Annotated in this window: 11 protein-coding genes and 1 pseudogene; 7 read left to right on the top strand and 5 right to left on the bottom strand. The window is 61.6% G+C overall.

Annotated features, from left to right (window positions below):
• Window positions 1-305: 305 nt before the first annotated feature.
• From B9A95_RS31005 to B9A95_RS30985, 5 genes are all read left to right on the top strand, one after another.
• A complete protein-coding gene (locus B9A95_RS31005; RefSeq protein ID WP_245808607.1) occupies window positions 306-4337 on the top strand; it encodes an ATP-binding protein in 4032 nt (1343 codons plus the stop codon).
• A 37-nt stretch (window positions 4338-4374) separates the two neighbouring features.
• Entirely contained in the window at window positions 4375-4902 is a 528-nt protein-coding gene (locus B9A95_RS31000) for a hypothetical protein (protein ID WP_084051429.1), read from the top strand.
• A 661-nt stretch (window positions 4903-5563) separates the two neighbouring features.
• Entirely contained in the window at window positions 5564-7387 is a 1824-nt protein-coding gene (locus B9A95_RS30995; protein WP_084051428.1) for a putative bifunctional diguanylate cyclase/phosphodiesterase, read from the top strand.
• Window positions 7388-7501: 114 nt separating this feature from the next.
• Complete coding sequence (locus tag B9A95_RS30990) at window positions 7502-9460, top strand: PAS domain-containing sensor histidine kinase (protein ID WP_084051427.1); 1959 nt, start codon at window positions 7502-7504, stop codon at window positions 9458-9460.
• A 126-nt stretch (window positions 9461-9586) separates the two neighbouring features.
• A complete protein-coding gene (locus tag B9A95_RS30985; RefSeq protein ID WP_084051426.1) occupies window positions 9587-10993 on the top strand; it encodes a GGDEF domain-containing response regulator in 1407 nt (468 codons plus the stop codon).
• A gap of 1122 nt (window positions 10994-12115) precedes the next feature.
• On the opposite strand, the gene B9A95_RS30975 is transcribed toward B9A95_RS30985, so the two are convergent.
• Window positions 12116-13249, bottom strand: coding sequence for a sigma-70 family RNA polymerase sigma factor (locus B9A95_RS30975; protein WP_281255915.1), 1134 nt, complete (start codon window positions 13247-13249; stop codon window positions 12116-12118).
• Between the two features lie 646 nt (window positions 13250-13895).
• Between B9A95_RS30975 and B9A95_RS30970 the strand changes: the two genes are divergently transcribed.
• Both B9A95_RS30970 and B9A95_RS30965 read left to right on the top strand, forming a co-directional pair.
• Window positions 13896-14348, top strand: a complete 453-nt coding sequence (locus B9A95_RS30970; protein ID WP_084051424.1) for a tellurite resistance TerB family protein — start codon at window positions 13896-13898, stop codon at window positions 14346-14348.
• Between the two features lie 298 nt (window positions 14349-14646).
• The gene (locus B9A95_RS30965; RefSeq protein WP_281255918.1) at window positions 14647-14862 is read left to right on the top strand and encodes a transposase; all 216 of its coding nucleotides are present in this window, start codon (window positions 14647-14649) and stop codon (window positions 14860-14862) included.
• 139 nt (window positions 14863-15001) lie between these two features.
• On the opposite strand, the gene B9A95_RS30960 is transcribed toward B9A95_RS30965, so the two are convergent.
• The 4 genes and pseudogenes from B9A95_RS30960 to B9A95_RS30950 form a co-directional block, all read right to left on the bottom strand.
• Window positions 15002-15841 (bottom strand): SDR family oxidoreductase, encoded by an 840-nt coding sequence (locus B9A95_RS30960; protein ID WP_084051473.1) that lies wholly within the window; start codon window positions 15839-15841, stop codon window positions 15002-15004.
• 862 nt (window positions 15842-16703) lie between these two features.
• Window positions 16704-17188 (bottom strand): annotated as a pseudogene (locus B9A95_RS35980) (transposase); the annotation flags it as partial.
• Window positions 17189-17278: 90 nt separating this feature from the next.
• Window positions 17279-17749 (bottom strand): transposase, encoded by a 471-nt coding sequence (locus tag B9A95_RS37500; protein WP_139806664.1) that lies wholly within the window; start codon window positions 17747-17749, stop codon window positions 17279-17281.
• Window positions 17750-17840: 91 nt separating this feature from the next.
• Window positions 17841-18341 carry a helix-turn-helix domain-containing protein gene (locus B9A95_RS30950; protein ID WP_084051422.1) on the bottom strand — a complete coding sequence of 167 codons (501 nt, stop codon included), beginning with the start codon at window positions 18339-18341 and terminating at the stop codon, window positions 17841-17843.
• Between the last annotated feature and the right edge of the window lie 22 nt (window positions 18342-18363).

Genomic DNA, 18363 nt, shown 5'->3' with positions numbered 1-18363 from the left:
CGATGACGCAGCATCACGTTTGCGCGCTCCAGGAGCACGGTGAGGAGTACGGCGGTCAGGACCCACGACCTCGCCGCCTGGGTGGAGGTTGGCGAGGAGGGAATCACGTGGACGGGCATGCGCTGCCGTAAGGTTCAGCCCTCGGTCAAAGTGCACGGAGCAAGGCTCTGAATCAGGCACCGTTCACGTCCGTCCAGAATGTGCCTCCAGCCCTGCGTCCCCTTACCCGTTGTTGGACCTGGGAAGCCGCGGCGGTCATACGGGGGTCGTAACCCTATACCATGGGAGCGTTTCGCCCTTTTCCCATGATGAGTCAACCGCCGAAATCCCCTCCCCTTCCAGACACCCACGACGTCTTTGTTGGCGACGGTGAGATGAGCGCCCGGATGCGCGTTCACAACTGGGCAGCCACATCTCTCGGGCCATCCGAGGCGTGGCCGCAGAGCCTCAAGACAATTATCCGGACGATGCTCACGTCGCGCTTCGCCATGTGGATGGCCTGGGGCGAGGACCTCACGTTCTTCTGCAACGACGCGTACCTCCCGACGCTTGGCGTCAAGGGGGACTGGGCGCTTGGGGCCCGCGCGGACGTCGTCTGGGCGGAAATCTGGAAGGATATCGGGCCGCGTATCGCGCAGGTGCTCGGCACCGGCCGAGCCACCTGGGACGAGGGCCTGATGCTGTTTCTGGAGCGCAGCGGCTTCCAGGAGGAGACCTACCACACCTTCTCGTACAGCCCCGTGGCGGACGACGCGGGACGCACCGCTGGCATGCTCTGCGTCGTTACGGAGGAGAGCGAACGGGTCGTCGGCGAGCGGCGGCTGCGTACGCTGCGCGACCTTGCGGCGCGCATGAGCGAGGCCCGTACCACCCGGAACGTGCTCGCGGCCGTGGAGGCCTGCCTCGACTCCGATGGACACGATCTGCCCTTCGCCCTGATCTACCTGGCCGACGAGGACGGGCCGGGAGCGCACCTGGTCTCGGTCGCAGGTTCCGGCGCTCCGACCCGCAAGCTTGGGGAAGCCTGGCCGCTGGAGGTGACGTGGGACGCCCCCGATTCGCCGCCCTTTTCCGACCTGGCCCCCTTTGGTCCGCTTCCAGCAGGGTCCTGGGATCAGCCACCCGCGCAGGCCCTCGCGCTGCCGCTCGCACGGCCCGGACAGGTGAGCGCGGCTGGCGTGCTCGTCGCAGGCCTCAATCCGTACCGCCCCCTCGACGAGGGCTACCGCGGCTTTCTGGGCCTCTTTGCCGGGCAGGTGGCGACCGGCCTGGCCAGCGCGAACGCCTACGAGGAGGAGCGGCGGCGCGCCGAAGCCCTTGCGGAACTCGACCGCGCCAAGACGACCTTCTTCTCGAACGTCAGCCACGAGTTCCGCACGCCCCTCACCCTGATGCTCGGGCCGCTGGAGGAACTCCTCTCCCGCCCCGGGGCGCTCGCGCCTGACCAGCGGCGCGAGGTGGAGGTCACCCACCGCAACGCCCAGCGCCTCCTGAAGCTCGTGAATACCATGCTGGACTTCACGCGCATTGAGGCCGGACGCGCCGAGGCAACCTTCGAGCCGACCGACCTCACGGCCTTCACGGCCGACCTCGCGAGCGCCTTTCGGTCTCTCGTGGAGGGTGCCGGGCTGCGCCTCAGGGTGGACTGCGGGCCCCTGGGAGAGCCCGCCTACGTGGACCGCACCCTGTGGGAGAAGGTCGTACTCAACCTCCTTTCCAACGCCTTCAAGTTCACCTTTCACGGCGAGATCCACGTCACGTTGCGCCGTGAAGGTGGCCGCGCGGTCCTGAGCGTCGCGGACACCGGCACCGGCATTCCCGAGGCGGAACTCCCGCGGGTCTTCGAGCGCTTCCACCGCGTCGAGGGCGCGCGAGGCCGCTCCTTCGAGGGCACCGGAATCGGCCTCGCGCTTGTGCGGGAACTCGTGGGCCTGCATGGTGGCCTCATCGGCGTCACCAGCGCTGTCGGGGAGGGCACCACCTTTACCGTCGAGTTGCCGCTCGGCCACGCGCACCTCCCGGCAGAGCGCGTGTCTGATGCGGCGCGCGCTCCCGGCGGTATCAGCCGGACCAGTGTGGCCTTCCTGGAGGAGGCCGCCGTGTGGGGCGAAGAGGCTCCTGGTCTGCCCGAAGCTTCCACCATGGGCGGCGCGCAGGCGCGCATCCTCCTCGCGGATGACAACGCGGACCTGCGCGACTATGTGCGCCGACTGCTCGGGGACGCCTACGACGTGCAGGCGGTCCCAGACGGGGCCCAGGCTCTGGAGGCCGCGCGCGGTTGGGCGCCGGACCTCGTGCTAAGCGACGTGATGATGCCGAATCTCGACGGCTTTGGCCTGCTCGCTGCGCTGCGGGAGGACCCCGCGCTGCGGCACGTCCCGGTCATCCTCCTCTCGGCGCGTGCGGGTGAGGAGGCCCGCCTCGGCGGCCTGGAGGCGGGGGCAGACGACTACCTCGTCAAGCCCTTCTCGGCGAGGGAGCTTCGCTCGCGCGTGACCACCCACCTCGAGCTCGCGCGTCTGCGGCGCGAGGCGGCCGCGCGCGAACTCGGCGCGCGCGCTGAGCTCGAACGCCGCGTTGCTCTGCGTACGGCGGAGCTGGAAGAGCGCAACGCAGCCTTGGACGCCTTCGCCCGCTTCTCCGAGGCGGTCGGCACAACCACCGATCTGGGCAACCTCGCGCACGAGGCGATTGAGGTGCTGCGTGCCCGCTTCGGTGATGCGAGCGTGGCCGTCTATGCCCTTGAGAACGGCCTGTGGAAGGCGCGCGTCCACAGCGAGGACATGTCCCCGGAAGTCGTACGCGTTGTGACCGCGGGCCTCCCCGCAGACCTGCCGGTGTTCGCGCAAACCGCCAGGAAGCGCGAGCCGCTGTTCATCGACGCCTGGGACCCCGAGCGGGGCGGCGTGGAGAACTCGCAGGAGTACGGCACCACCTCCCTCTATCCGCTGGTCGTGGACGGCGAGGTACCCGCGATGCTCTCCACGGCCTTCAAGTCCAAACGGGAGTGGACTGAGCCGGAGAAGGCGGTCGTGCGCGCGGTGGGGCGCGGCCTCACCCTGGCCCTGGAGCGCGGCGCGGCCGCGGCGCGCCTCGCCGCACAGAACGAGGCGCTCGACGCCCGTACGCGCTTTCTGGAAGGCTTCGCGGCCCTCACGCGCGACCTCAGCATCGTCGACGATCCCGTCGCGCTCGTGCCCCGCGCGCAGCAACTTGTTCTGCCGCTCGTCCCGGGCGGCTACGCCGCCTACTATGAGCCCGAGATCGCCGACGGCGTGCCCCGCTGGCACCTTCGGAGCCAGGTCGGAGACCGCCGCGACGCTGAGTTGCAAGCGGCTGTGGAACGTGGGCTTCACCTTGAGGAGACCCGCAGTCTCTTTCAACCCTGGTCGACGGGTGAGGCGTATTACGTCAGCGAGTACGACCCGGGCACGGACCGCTTCGGGGGCTTCCGGGCGCGGCGCGGTGCCCTCGCGGCCCTGCCGGTGTTCGTGAACGGTACGCCGCGCGGCGTGTTCGGCATTGTGTCGTTCCAGCCCCGCGATTGGAGCGCGGCCGAGCGGGCGGTTCTCGAGACCGTGGTGCGCAGCCTGGGTCTCGCGATGGAACGCGCTCTGAGCGTCGCGCAACTCGCTCGGCGCACCCGTGAACTGGAGCGCAGCAACCAGGAACTGGAGCAGTTCGCGTACGTGGCTTCGCACGATCTCCAGGAGCCGTTGCGTACCGTCACCAGCTTCTCCCAGCTTCTCACGACCCGCTACGCAGCGCAGCTCGACGACCAGGCGCAGGTGTACGCCGGACACATCACCCGCGGCACGGAACGTATGGCGCGCCTCATCCAGGACCTTCTGGCCTTTTCGCGCGTGGGCACGCGCGAGGCACCTGCCGAACGGGTGGACACGGCCCGGATCGTCGCCGAGGTGGTGTTGGATCTCGGCGCACAAATCGGGGCGACGGGAGCGCGCGTCGTCGTGGACGGCCTGCCGTTCGTTCTGGGCAACGCCACGCTGCTCCGCCAGGTGTTCCAGAATCTCCTCGGGAACGCCCTGAAGTTCTGCGCGCCCGGCCGCCTCCCCGAAGTGCGCGTGTCGGGGGAGCGGCGCGGGGGAATGGTGCAGTTCGACGTGCGCGACAACGGCATCGGCATCGAGTCGGAATACCACGAGCGCATCTTCGCCATCTTCCAGCGCCTGCACCACCGTGACCAGTACGAGGGAAGTGGGATTGGTCTGGCCGTCGCCCGCAAGATCATCGAGCGGCACGGTGGTCGGATGTGGCTCACCTCCACACCCGGCGAAGGCAGCACCTTCTCTTTCACCCTGCCCACCGTCCACTGACAAGCACGCCTGAGAAGTGGGAGTACTTCGCTTTCGCGTGCCTGAGGAGACCCCGACAACCAGAGCGGGGCGGGCTGTTGGAGAGCGAAAGGGGTACGGCGAGGAGTCCGAAAGCCATGGCCAGGCGGCTTTTCCTGAGCGCGGGAAGCAGGGGCTGATCCCCAAGCAGGCGGAGATCAAGCGGCTGCAACGCGAGTTGGAGACCAGCCAGCAGGAGCGTGACAAGCTGAAAAAAGCGGAGACCCTCTTGGCCAAGGACCGGTGGGCGCCTCGTTGCGCGCTGCTGGAACGGGCTGCTCCTGTCGCCGGGCGGCCCGCCGCGTGCGGCGCGGAGCTGCGGTGCAAGATCCGCAAAAAGGACGAAACCACCACCGAGGTGGACCCAGCGCATCTGCCCGCCGAGGACCTGGTAGGCGGCCACTCCAAGCTCACGTCACCCAGTGCGGTGTGGATCGCGGGCATGCCGAACCCGCCCACACGAGAGGGCCGGCTCTCCCTTACGGGCGGCTGGACTGCTCACCCGGCCGGTGGTGGACTGGTCGGTGGGAGAAGGGCTGGTCGGTGACCTCCCGCTCCTGGCGCTGAACATGACCCTTGACCGGCGGCACCCCCCGCCCTGACTGATCCACCGGAGTGAGAGGGGCAAAGCCGATATACGCGCCGGACCTGCCCGGACGCCCCGGAAGCGCGGTGCGTGCTGGCGAGCATAGGCAAAAAAGGAGACTGTTTCACCAAGGCTGCTGAGGAGCGCTTCTTCTGGCCACTGCAGCGGGAACTGCTGTTGAATCACATGTTCCAGACGCGCCAGGAGGGCCGGTGACAGACCTTTGGGGATGGGAACATCTTCTATAACCGGCAACAACGGCCCTCTCCTGTGGGTTTCCGGACCCCGGTAGAATTCGAGCAGTTCACGGCACGCAAAGCGGCGCAACGGAGAGGATGCGCAACCGGGGCAAGCCCCTATGCAGTTTGTCGGGAACAGCGGTACTGGTGAAGCGCGGAAGTGGCGGAGACTGGCCCGTCCTGGACGCCTGGGTGGCTCACCTGCCACAGGCGTAGGCGTTCAGACCCCTGAAGGATAAGAGAGTGGAAATCTGTCCTGGTCGAAGTTCCCCTCGACATCCCCGAGCTCGGCAAACGGCTCACCCAGGGCCGGTAATCCACTGGGTCCCCGTATCTGAACGTCAGACCAGCGTGATACACGCGCCTGTACCCTTATGTAAGCGATGCCAGCCTCCTCTCCGTCTCTAGAAGCTTCCCTCGCTGTGCTTTACCGACTTGGTCAGACCATTCTTGATGCCGATGATGAGAAAGAGATTCTGGAGTTGGTGGCTCAGGCACCCGTTCAGGTCCTTGATGCCGATCGCGTTTGCGTCATCACGTTCACTCCGGACGGAGAGGTCGACCAGTTTGTGCATACCGGCCCTGGCAGTTCCTTCGTGCACCACGTCACTCGCGCAGAACTTGATGCTGGTTTGACCGGTTGGGTTCTGCGAGAGGGTCAGGTGGCCGTGTCACCTGCAGGACAAGATGACCCCCGCGAAAGCGCGGAAATTCAGCGCGTACGCCGTGAAACCCAGTGTGGTCATATCGTGGTGCTGCCACTCGCCCACAAAGAACGGATGCTGGGCACCTTGACGGTCGTAACGGGTGAGCATGGCGTGCCCTTTACCCCTGAAGAACTTGAATGGTTTGGTGCGCTGGCGAACCTGGCTGCCTTGACCTTGCAGCAGCGCCGCTTGTACCGGCAGTTGGCCCACCTGGCACAGTTCGATGCACTGACGAATCTACCCAACCGCTCTCTCTTTGAAGACCGGCTCAATCAGGCACTGGCCCGGACAATCCGCTCACGCACGTTGTGTGCCGTGCTGTACCTCGACCTTGACGGCTTCAAAGACGTGAATGATCAGTGGGGACATGACGTTGGCGACCAGGTCCTGTGCGAGGTCGCAGTACGGTTGCAAGGCACCATGCGGGCGACGGATACCGTCGCCCGCATGGGCGGCGATGAGTTCGTGGTGATTCTGGGTGATCTGCGAAGCATACAAGACGCTGTGCTCGTCGCGGAGAAACTGCGCGCAGCGCTGTGTCAACCAATCCGTGTACCGAACATGGACGTTACGCTGAGTGCGTCGATCGGGGTGAGCGTTGCGTTGACCCACGCGCAGACCCCAGAGGCATTGTGCCGCCTGGCAGACCAGGCCATGTACCAGGCCAAACGCCATGGCAAGAATCTGGTGTGGCTGGCACAGATGGAGGGCCTGGTCCCGAACAACCGGCGGGCACAGTTGGAGCAAGACCTGCTCGGTGCCCTGACGCGGGGCGAATTCTCCTTGCATTACCAGGAGCAGTTCGGAGCTCAGGGTGAGCGAACTGGTTTTGAAGCGCTGACCCGCTGGACTTCACCGCAGTGGGGCGAAGTCTCCCCAGCCGAATTCATTCCGATCAGCGAAGAGTCTGGCGCCATCGTGCACCTGGGAGCATGGGTGCTGACCCAAGCGACGACCCAGTTGGCGAAGTGGCATGCAGAGGGCCTGACCGATGCCATGATGGCCGTTAATGTCTCGCCAGTGCAGTTTCTGCGCCCGGATTTTGAAGACAGCGTGATCGCAGCCCTACAGCGCGCGCAATTACCCCCACACGCGTTGGAACTTAAGCTCACGGAGAACTTCGTCGCGTCACATCTGACCATTGTGGCGCCACGGTTGAAAGCCTTGCGGTCTATGGGTGTCCGAATTGCGCTGGATGACTTTGGGGCTGGGGCGTCGGTGCTGTCACAGCTGCTCGATCTGCCGCTGGACACCCTAAAGATTGACCGGTCCTTTTTGCGGCAGAGCGGCGTCCCCAAAGCACACCGAGTCATGGGCGCCATCACAGCGTTCGCCCGGGCGCTTAATCTTGAGGTGGTCCTCGAAGGTGTAGAAACGCCAGAGCATCTCGTTCTCGCCCACAAGCTGGGGTGTGACCGAACTCAAGGCTACCTCCAGGGGCGGCCGGCACCTCCCGAAGTTATTGAGAGACGCTTCAGTTCCTCCAGTCAAAGCGGGTGACCCACCAGATGCACCGCTGCTTCTTATAAAGAACGGAGCGCCCAAGATGTCAAGCCCAACACTCACCCGGAGTGCACCCAAGAGTCAGGTGCGTTTCACGCCGTACATAACCAGGTGATCGATATTCTCCTCCAGAACAACAACCAAACAGAGCTCGATCCAGCCAGGGACCGTTTTGCCAAAGTATTTTCCGCCAGTCCTGTGGGCATCGTGCTGACCGGCCTGCACAGCGGGCGCGTTCTGGAAAGCAACGACGCCTTCTTGCAGATTATCGGCTGTAGTCAAGAACAGTTTGTGGGTTCCACCAACGAGGAAATCAACCCGTGGGTCAATCTCGAAGACCGCTTGAGGCTGGTCGAGCAGATGGAGCAGAACGGCACCATACGCAACTTCGAAGCGCAACTGCGTCACGTTCCTACAGGAGGCGTGCGCCACGTCCTCCTGTCTGCTGAGCGGCTGGCACTGGAAGGCGAAGAAGTCATCATGTTGATGGCCCAGGACATCAGCAGCCGCAAAAGCGCAGAGGAAGCGGTCCTGGCCAGCGAACGCCGCTTCCGAGCGCTGGTGCAGAACAGCAGTGACACGACGACCGTGGTGAACCGCGGCGGGTACATCACGTACATGAGTCCTTCCATGACGCCCCTGTTGGGATACACCGCCGATGAGATGCTGGGCCAGAACGTCTTGAAATACATGCATCCAGATGACCATGATCAGATCAAGGTGACGTTCGCGCAGGCGCTGCACGGTGGTCTGGGAGCGACAAGACGAATGATCAACCGTTTTCAGCACCACGAGGGCGGTTACCGCTGGCTTGAATGGGCTGCGACCAACCGTTTGGATGATCCGGATGTCCGCGGGATTGTCCTCAACGCCAGGGACGTCACCGAACGTCATCTGGCGGAAGAAGCCTTGAAAATCAGCCAGACGACCTTCGCGGTCCTGTTTGAGCATTCCCCAGATGCCATTATCCTGGTCGACTTCCAGCCGGGTATGCCGATTGTGAAGTGCAATCAAGCGGCGGCGGCGATGGACGGGTATACCACTGATGAACTGATTGGGCAAAGCATTTTCAAGCTGCTTCCCAATGGTGAGGAGTTGCTCTCGAATCAAAAGGCGAGCGAAGGGTTCATGAACAACATCCGGGCGCAGGGTACAGTCCGGTTTGAGACCAGTCACAAGCGCAAGGATGGGAGTATCTACCCTGTTGATACCCACCTGACACTCATTGATGTGGATGGACAAGAGTTGTTGCTTTCGATTTACCGGGATGTCACCGCTCGCAAAGCGGCGGAGGAAGCGTTGAAAACGAGTCAAGCACAGTTGGTTGCCAGCGAACGACTCGCCAGCCTGGGACGCCTGACCGCGGGCCTCGCCCATGAAATCAATACGCCCCTGGCCGCGACCATGAATTACCACCTCGTGCTCCAGGGCCTACTTGAGGAGTATCGGGCCTCAATTGGCAACCCCGATGTGACTACCGACGATCACCGGGAAATCGCCGCAGAAGCCCTCGGGACCCTCGAAGAAGCTGGAAAAACCACGACGCGGATCGGCGAATTCATTCGGCAGATGCGCGGTCACACCCGGGATACCGTGACGGGAACGACCACATTTAATCCATTCAAACTCGCTGGTGATACCCTGGCCATGCTCGCTCACGAAGCGCGGGCCGCGCAGGTGGAGCTGCACCTCGAATCGCTTCGGGGTGAATTCCTGATTACAGGCGAGCCGGGCCGCTTCACGCAGGTGGTGACCAATTTGGTGATCAACGCCATCCACGCCTGCGAAACCGTGGGTCACCGGAGGCGGGTGGACGTGCGCTTCGTTCAGGAGGGAACTGTGCTGAAGCTGCAGGTGCAGGACAATGGTTCGGGCATTCCGCCGGAAGTGTTGCCGAAAATCTTTGATCCCATGTTCACCACCAAAGACGTTGGGAAGGGTACCGGGCTGGGGTTGGCGATCATCCACGACATCGTGCAGGGCCACTTCGGCGGGCACATTGAGGTCCACACCCAGGTTGGTACAGGCACCACCTTTACGGTGACCTTCCATACCTCGTCTTCAGCGTGAATGCCGCTGCCCGTGAAATCCGGCAGCTTCCATCCGGTCCAGAGGGTGCGGTTGCCCTCCCCGGCGTTCATAAGCTTGTCAGGAAGAGGATGGTAGTGTTTCACCGTATGCTTTGCTTGAGGCACCATGGCCAGAATACGTAATACCGTCAAAGCCTCTGGGCACACGTTGCTTGTCGTGGATGACGATGACAGCCTCCGCGCTACCATCTGCCGCCTGCTCGAAGTTGATGGTCATGAAGTTCTGTCCGCCGCGAATGGTGAAGAGGCCATTCAGGTCTGCCGCTCCAGGCAGGTCCACCTGATGCTGCTGGACTTCTTCATGCCCGGCATGACGGGCGAGGACGTGGTTCGGGCGGTGCGTACTTTTGACACGAACGTCCAGATTGTCTTGCAAACCGGCTACGCATCTGAGAAGCCGCCTCGCCAGATGCTGCGTGAGCTGGAGATTCAGGGTTACCACGACAAGTCGGAAGGTCCGGACAAGCTGCTCGTCTGGGTGGACGCCGCCCTGAAAACCTACCGGCATGTGCAGGCCCTGCACGCTTCCCGCAGCGGTTTGGAGTACATCCTCAAAGCCGCCCCAGAGTTGCACCGCTTGCAGCCCCTGGACGACCTGCTAAGGGGCATTCTCCTTCAACTCCAGGGACTTCTTGGGTTCTCGAGCGCCATGGTCGCCACCCTGGCTCCGGTCGAGGAGATCACACCGCTGAGTGGAGTCGTCCTCACCACAGAATTGCACGATTTCACCCTGAGAATTGGTACCGGACGCTTCGATCAGGCAGAGTGGGCCGCTTTGTCTCCCGAAGAGCAGGCGCTGATCCGCAGTACGGTCGAACACGGCGAATTGCATCTGGGCACGCAGGTGGTGCTGCCACTCAGGGTGGGTGAGCGCATCCTTGGGGCGGTGATGGTCGATCATCCCCACCCTGGAAGCGGCGATCTGCATCTGCTGGAGATCTTTGCCACCCAGGCAGCGGTGGCCATCGATAACACCCGGCTGTACAACCTGGCGACGACGGATGACCTCACGGGTCTGATGAATAAGCGTGCTTGGCTCGCCCGATTGGAGGAAACCACCCAACTGGCCACACGGCACGCGCTTCCAACGAGCGTCTTGATGCTGGACCTGGATCATTTTAAAGCTGTAAATGACACCTACGGACACCTCGTGGGTGACCGCGTATTGGCCACAGTGAGTGGTTGTCTTGTGCGGCACTTGCGCCGCTCTGACGTTGCTGGGCGGTACGGGGGTGAGGAACTGGTGGTGCTCTTGCCACACACGCCGGCGGCCGGGGCGCTGATTATCGCCGAGCGGCTCAGAAGTGCCATCGCCGAGCTGGCCTTCATAAGCGGGGGGCAGGCCGTTTCCCTCACGGTGAGCGTTGGGGTGGCCAGCTTGCTGAGTAATGAAGGACAGGTACCTGAGGATGTGGCCTTGGACCTGCTGTCGCGGGCGGACCAGGCGCTGTACCAGGCCAAGCACCAGGGCCGCAATCGCGTGATGCAAAGTGCTGATGCGGCTGCCCGCTGAGCGTCAGCCTCCCTGTGTTTCTGAAGCAACAGGGGAGGCTGGCACGTCCATCACACCCGGAATCAAAGTGCAGGCAGGCGGGGTTCTTCCAGCGCAGTTCCACCGGGTGGGCGAAGGGGAGCTTCGAGAGAGTCAGCGCGAAGACGCGCGGCTTCAGGAATGACCAGCGGGGGGTCGGTGAGCGCACACACCAGGATGAACGGAGGTGCGCCTTGAGACGGACGCAGATTTCCTCGGTCCAGATCCGGACCGCAGCCTCGCCGGCAGCGGGGCCGGGGGAAACGAGACCGGGGTCCCGGCAATAGGCGAACGGACTCGCGCCGCCTTTGAGGGAGCAACAGCCGGGTGACCCGGCCTCCCTGGGTAGAGGCCAGGGCGTCGTGATCGGCCGCTACCCGCAGGGCTGACAGGGGCAGAGCCTGGCCGAGGACCGGCAGACACCAGTGCTCCACAGTGTCATCCCCCGGCTGAAACTCTGCCGTTTGAAGGAGACGTGCAGCGCTCCGGTTTGCATGACAGGCTGCACATGGGTGCGCCACCGCTGTTCCATTTTGCCAGTGCGGGAGAGGAGATGCAGGTGCAGGGTGCCACCTGACCACTGGACGCCTGATGAGGACAAATGGCGCAGCATCACGAGCAGGGAGAGGATTGCCCCCTCACCCAAGAGGTGAAGGAAGCAGTCGGATGGCGTCATGAGGCACAGGGTGCAAACTGCCGGGTTTCGGCCGTCAGGGGGCTGCAAAACGGCGGAGCTTCCAGTTGTGAGCTTCCCCCTGTTGGGCATGAAATTCAGGGAGACAGTCCACTGGGCCCAGGTGGTCTTGTCCGAAGCGTGTTCCCCAGAAATCTGAAGGACACCTCCGACTTCCAAATCCCACGCCAGGAACCCGCTTTCCTCCCACTCGCGCTGCGCGGCTTTTCAGGTTGGCTCAGACCCCATCACTGCGTAGACGACGGGATAGGAGTCCGTATCATAAGGATTCCGGTTCAGCAGGGATGAAATCAGGGGCCAACCCAAGTGGACGTGCAACGCTGCGCCGCAGCGCGAGCGGGAAAAACGGTGACACAGAGGCGCAAAATCACCGGAGCGAAGGGGATGGAACGGATTGTCCGGAAACCGTATCAGTCGTCCAGGTAGTCCCGCAACGTTCGCTGCTTTCCTTGGTGGTACTTGAGTTTACGCAGCGCCTTGTTCTCGATCTGCCGGATCCGCTCCCGCGTCACCCCGAAGTGTTGCCCCACTTCCTCCAACGTATGTTCCTGACCATCCGCCAGCCCCTTGCGCAGGCGCAACACCTGCGCCTCCCGGGCGTCCAGCATGCCCAGCATGCGCTCGATTTCCTCGCCGAGCAGCACGCCCGTTACCTGATCCAGGGGAGATTCGCGCGTATTGTCCGGAATGAAATCTCCGTACGTGCTGTCGCCCTCATCCCCCACTGGCGAAGCCAGGCTCAGGGTGTCCTGCGTGATCTGCCGCATTTCCTTCACGCGTCCCGAGTCCCAGCCGGGTCCCATTGCCTCGGCGATCTCCTCCGCGCTGGCGTCCCGCCCCAACTCCTGCCCCAGACTCCGCGCGGTCCGGGAGAGTTTGTTCAGGGTCTCGGTCACATGTACCGGCAGACGGATGTTCCGCCCTTGATCGGCGATGGCGCGGCTTACCGCCTGCCGGATCCACCACGTGGCATACGTCGAAAACTTGAAGCCCTTGCGGTACTCGAACTTCTCCGCTCCGCGAATCAGACCTGCGCTTCCCTCCTGAATGAGGTCCAGCAGGCCCATGCCACGGTTGCTGTACTTCTTGGCAATGCTGACCACCAGGCGCAGGTTGGCCTCAATCAGGTGCTGCTTGGCGGCTTGGCCGTCCTCCACGACACGGTGTAGGCGACGCCGTTCCCGGGCGTCCAGATCCGCCTCTGTCTGCAGGCGCTGGCCGGCCTCCTCGCCCGCTTCCATGCGGCGGGCGAGTTCAATCTCCTCGGTGTGGGTGAGGAGGGGCACGCGCCCGATCTCGTGCAGGTACTGCCGCACGGGGTCCATGCTGACGGCCAGGGGCACGTCCGTCAGTTCCAACATGACCCGCTCGTCCTCCTCAGGTTCGGCCGTAACGTCCTCTTCAACGTCTTCCTCGTCCAGCGGGACCTCAGCGCTGGGGCCGTACTCCAGCACTTTGGCGAGCAGTTCCTCCGCCTCGGGCGTCAGGCGTTCGTCCTCTTCGAAAGCAGCACTCCGCTTTCGCGCTCCGGGAGGCACACTCACCCTTGGTCCATTCGCAGGAAAACCGTCATTTCCCGCAGCGTAGCTCAGGCCCACGTTTCCAACAGGTCACCCAACAGGGTTCCAAGGCGCAGCACACCCGGAGAATCGTAAGGACCACCGTTTGCACCACCACGGTGTGTGGGAAAGTGCGGGGTGGCGTGCCCCCGACCGCAGGGCCCTGTCACCGTTGTGATTCAGTGCACGTCATGTCCTGACCGGAAGACGGGGGACGCTCCGGGGAAAAGAGGACGCATGACGCGAACGTGGAACTGGAGTTCAGTCGATTTTGCGCAGGTGGAGTTAAGCCTCGATCATAGGAGGCACGACCATGACCCCCCGCAGAACCTTCACGGTCCTTCCTCAACGTCGAGTAGGACACTTCAAGGTCCTGGTCTGGTGCATGCGGCAAACGCGACATGCTTCTGAGTACAGCGTTCCTTCTGAAGATGTGCGAGGCGTGGCCCACGCGCTCTTCCCTGCACATGTCGGTTCTGAACGGCAACGACATCCTTCAGCTCCTCTCATCTCCCGAGGTGGGAACTGCTCCCCCAACCGACTAGACTGGCTTGATCCAGTGCGGGAAGGCCCAGTACTACAACTCCCGTGACGTTACAAGCCAGTACATTCTCACCCACAGGAGGAAACCATGAGCTTTCTCAACCGTCTTAAAGATATGGCCCAACAGAGTCTCAAAGAAGGTCAGGACGCTTTTAGCCGCTTCAACAATCAAGTATTTGCAGATGCTGCCATGGCTGCTTGCGCTCTGATCGGTGCAGCAGACGGCACAATCGACCAACAGGAGCGCAGCAAGACCAGTAGCTTTATCGGCTCATCCGACAAGCTGAAAGCATTTGATGTTACTCGCCTTCGCAGCAAGTACGACGAGTACTGCGATAAAGTCACGCGCGACTTCGATTTTGGTAAGATTGAACTGATGCAGGTGATCGGCAAACTCAAGAAGCCGGAAGAAAAACGTGCTGTGGTGCAACTGGCCATGCTCATCGCTGGTGCAGACGGCACCTTTGATGAGAAGGAGCGCCTCGTGGTCCGAGATATTTCGAACGCCTTGTCGCTCGACCCAGGGGAATTTGGCGTTTAAGGCGGGTGGCCACAAAGGAGGGGAAGCGGGTGATCTCGCTTCCCCTTCTGTCGCTGAAACAGCTCCTCCTCAGCGGCCGGCATCCTTGGCGTCATGCTCACTGGCATTTTCGTGAAGTTCAGCCTTCCCACGATCGACCAAGCCCTTGCCCTTTTCAACGGCGCTCTCCATAGAATTGTTGGGGTAATGCTCCAGGAAATCCTTCCAAAGTCAGCCGCCCAGTTGTGGGGGTAGGCCACACTGGAGGGAAAGTATGGGGAAGCAACGGAAAATCTAGGCAACGGACACGAAGGAGCAGATCGTCCTAGCGGTCTTGGGCAGTCAGCTGAGCGTGGCTGAAGCTGCGCGGCAGCATGGCGTCAAAGAGAGCTTGATCCACACCAGGAAGGGCCAGTTCCTGGAGGCGGGCACGGTCCGCCTCGCCGGAGATTATCAGGGCGACCGGCAAACCGAGCTGGAACGCGAGGACGAACGCCTGAAAGTGCTCGTTGGGGAGAAGGAACCCGCTCTCTAGAACGCAAAAAAAGCACGGCGTCTCTGGGTCTGGCTCTGCTCCTCAGCATCTCTGAGGAGTTCCTTGAAGACCATCTGCACCTGAGCCTGGCCTGCTTCGCCGCGAAGCAGGTGGCCCAGCCTGGCGTGCAGGCGGCACTTCAGGGGCCTACGGCCTCCTCGCTCAGCTGCCACAACCGCCGGGCGGCGTCGCCGTCCAGTGCCTGCCGGGCGGGCTGGGCCATCCGCTCGTTCACGAAGTACCGTCCGCTGACCAACAGGCTGGGGTCGCTGGCGACGCGAAGGCTCGTCTGGGCTCCCTGCTCCGGGGTGACGGTGAAGCGGTCGGCAAGGTGGAAGCGGTTGGAAAGGCGAAACAGCCTGGCTTCCAGCCCAGTCATGTCCTGCCCGAAGCCCGAGCGCACAAAGCCCGGATGAACACTGTGGCTCAGGATGTCCGGCTCGCGCCGCGCCAGTTCAAGCGCGAAGAGGAGGTTCGCCAACTTACTCTGCCCGTACGCCCTCCACCCGTTGTAGCCGCGCCTGAACTGTGGGTCGTCGAAGTTCAGGCGCGCGAAGCGGTGCGCGACGGACGAAACCGTGACCACGCGGGGGGTTTGCGCCCGTCGTAAAAGTGGGAGAAGCTCCCGCGTCAGGAGGAACGGGGCGAGGTGGTTGAGGGCCCAAGTCATCTCGATGCCCTCGTTCGTCTCCTGCCGCCTGCTGTAGAGGGCGCCTGCGTTGTTCACAAGTACGTCGAGCCGGTCCTCGCGCTCCCGAAACTCAGCGGCGGCGCGGCTGACCTGCGCGAGTTCGGAGAGGTCTGCGAGGAGCGTTCCGGCCGCCCCAATCTCTGCGGCGACCCGCGCTGTCTTCTCTGGGTTGCGGCCCACAATCATCACACGTGCGCCCATCTTGGCGAGACCTCGCGCGGTCTCCAATCCGATGCCGTTGGTGCCACCCGTAATCAGGACGGTCTTTCCTACCATGCGCTGGGTCATGAGGTAGGGTAGCAAGGGCGCGGCTCCCCTGGCCGTCAGCATGTTCCTGCTGGGCCTGGGCTGAAACCTCGCCTTCTTCACCGGCAGCAAGGCAATGGCGCGCACCCACTGCCCAGGGTGTGACCGATGAACTGGGCTCCATTCCGGCAGGAGTCAGGACCCGCTGGGCGGCATGGTGATCGCCCATACGGGCTTTCCGGTGCTGGCCCGCCGCGCCGCCCTGGCTCTTCTTCCACCTGTTACCGCCCGACGCTATGGGCAAGGGCTAAGATCTTGTACTCGAATGCAGCTTTTAGGGCCTGTAACTCTGGTATCACGTCGAGCTGAGGAGAAAGTGCATGAGAGTAACGCAATATAATCCATAACGTATGACTGTGGTGGTGCGAGACGTGGATTTGTTTATGTGTTTGTACCGCTTTGGCTTGCCATTTGCCTTAATTGCTGGTGGAATGATTACTTTCAAATGTTTAACAGTAAGAGCCAATTTATCTTTCTAGTGGATGTGATGAGGCATGATCAAGATTATTCACCGTCCCTTCTTCGATCTCTTTAAATTTACTGGAATACTTCTATGTCGGAGTAATTATAGTGAATGATGAAGATGTATTTATATAGCAGTGATGTGTGGGAATGTGAGTTATTATATGCACCAGGCGTAAGATGTGGACTATGCAGTTCTATGGCTACAGCTTAATTATGATTCTAATTGCCATTCTTCACCGTGCATTGTGATCTGGTTCTTTCTGCCAGATTGGGAGTATGAGAAGGTTACTCGCTTTGGTCATCCTGTTACTACGCACCTCGTCTGCCACTCAGGCAATGATCTGCGGCGCCATTGACCAGGGTGCAGATCTTGAAATCATTCATCTGCGCAGAGCTCATCCAGCAAGGTGTCCTTGCGAATCCGAACGGCCGGGCGAATGCCTTTGCGACGCATAAAGCGGAACCACTCGGCACCGATGAACTCCCGGTCCACCACCAAGCCCTTCCAGCGCGCCGCTGGAAGGGCCTCCAGCACTTTAGACACAACCCACATCCGCACCCGGGTACCGCTGTTGCCCGCATGATCCAGGGCCACCCAGTACAGGGGGATCGTGAATCCGTGAACGACCGCACCCAACACCAGGAGATTGAGGGGAGATTCCCCATGTTCCCAGGTGGTGCGGTCCAGACTCATGAGGATTTTTCCCGGGGAAGGTGCGCCAACAGCAGGGCCAGGAAGACCTGAGCCGTGAGCTGCTCGTCGTGGACGGCGCGTTCCACGCGCTGTTTCTTAGCCTCAGTGGAACTGGCTCCCGGCAGATGAGGACCAAGGTCGTGGTGGTTGACACTCTGGGCAGTAATCATGGCCTTCATGCACATCCGTAGCGCGCTGGAGGATGTCGATGCGCAGAAAGGGCACATAGGTTTTAAAGTGAGCCGTCAATTCATGCGGGATTAAGATGAGTCTAGAACGTGCTTGATCCATGGAAAGAGAGTCAGCGACTTTACTTCCTGAGGGCAACTTCTAAGTATTTCACATTCTCGTACGATTAGATCTTCGACTTCTTGAAGATCTCCTATTGTTTTATTAGCCAATGGTACTTTCAGTTTCATGACCATGGGTTCTGCCGGGGAAAGCTCAGGTGTATAGGCTGGAAATGGGGGTAGAAAAATATTGGGAAGAACACTGAGTTTCTTACTCATGTGCCACCCCGCTTGGTCGAGTAGAAGCACAATAAGCTGTCGACCCTCAGGGTAGACAGCCCGACTGCATTCTCTCAGAGCGATTTCCATTGATGGGATGTTGACGGTGGGAAAGATCAGGAATTCACTTTGGCCCGTCTGAGGTTCAACGAAAATGTAGGTGTAGAGCCATTGATAACGCCAGCGTTGAGCAATCACAGGCCGCTGCCCCGAAGCGCCCAGAGGCGTTTCAACACTGGCTTAAGGCCAAAACGTCCTTCGTCCTGTACCTAAAGGAGGACTTGCTTCTCGGGGTGAGCGGCTCGAGCAACGCTCAGCGCCGCCTCGACTTTTTTATGAACGCCTCCTGTTCTTTGGGAGAAGCCGCCTCCGTAGGCGTCGGTCGAGGAACCTGAATAGGAAAGCCAAGTCTTTTCAAGTAGCCCCAGGCACACACCTCAGTCACTTCAATCCCAAAATGCTCCTGGATGTGCATCTTGACTTTCTTGCTGGTCCAGAGACCACCCGAGAGGGGTGGTCCCTGAAGAGCCTGAAATAATGCCTCTTGCTGGTCTGGATTGAGAGCAGGATCAGACTTGTTAAACTGACGCTTATCCAGAAGAGCCTGTTCGCCGTTGGCATTGTAGGCAGCAATCAACGTACTGATCGTTGTACGCGAAAATCCGGTCGCGTCAATGATCTCTGGAATTGACTTTCCTTTGCTTTTGAGCCAGATAATTTGCCAGCGGGAGCGTTCAATAGGACGTTCGGCTTGGCGATACGCCACTTCAAGCTCTTCAGATGTATGGTGCGAAATCAAGGCTGCAGCTCTCATATTCGGAACTCATCTTAACTCA

It is taken from the genome of Deinococcus hopiensis KR-140, assembly GCF_900176165.1.
Taxonomy (GTDB): Bacteria; Deinococcota; Deinococci; order Deinococcales; family Deinococcaceae; genus Deinococcus; species Deinococcus hopiensis.
The sequence above is the reverse complement of the archived record's forward strand: the minus strand, read 5'-3'. Positions and strand labels throughout refer to the sequence as shown.

What these genes read in the sequence shown, in the direction of transcription:
- B9A95_RS31005 (WP_245808607.1), top strand. Translation starts at nt 306, where the DNA reads ATGATGAGTCAACCGCCGAAATCCCCTCCCCTTCCAGACACCCACGAC.
- B9A95_RS30995 (WP_084051428.1), top strand. Translation starts at nt 5,564, where the DNA reads ATGCCAGCCTCCTCTCCGTCTCTAGAAGCTTCCCTCGCTGTGCTTTAC.
- B9A95_RS30985 (WP_084051426.1), top strand. Translation starts at nt 9,587, where the DNA reads ATGGCCAGAATACGTAATACCGTCAAAGCCTCTGGGCACACGTTGCTT.
- B9A95_RS30970 (WP_084051424.1), top strand. Translation starts at nt 13,896, where the DNA reads ATGAGCTTTCTCAACCGTCTTAAAGATATGGCCCAACAGAGTCTCAAA.
- B9A95_RS30960 (WP_084051473.1), bottom strand. Translation starts at nt 15,841, where the DNA reads ATGACCCAGCGCATGGTAGGAAAGACCGTCCTGATTACGGGTGGCACC.
- B9A95_RS30950 (WP_084051422.1), bottom strand. Translation starts at nt 18,341, where the DNA reads ATGAGAGCTGCAGCCTTGATTTCGCACCATACATCTGAAGAGCTTGAA.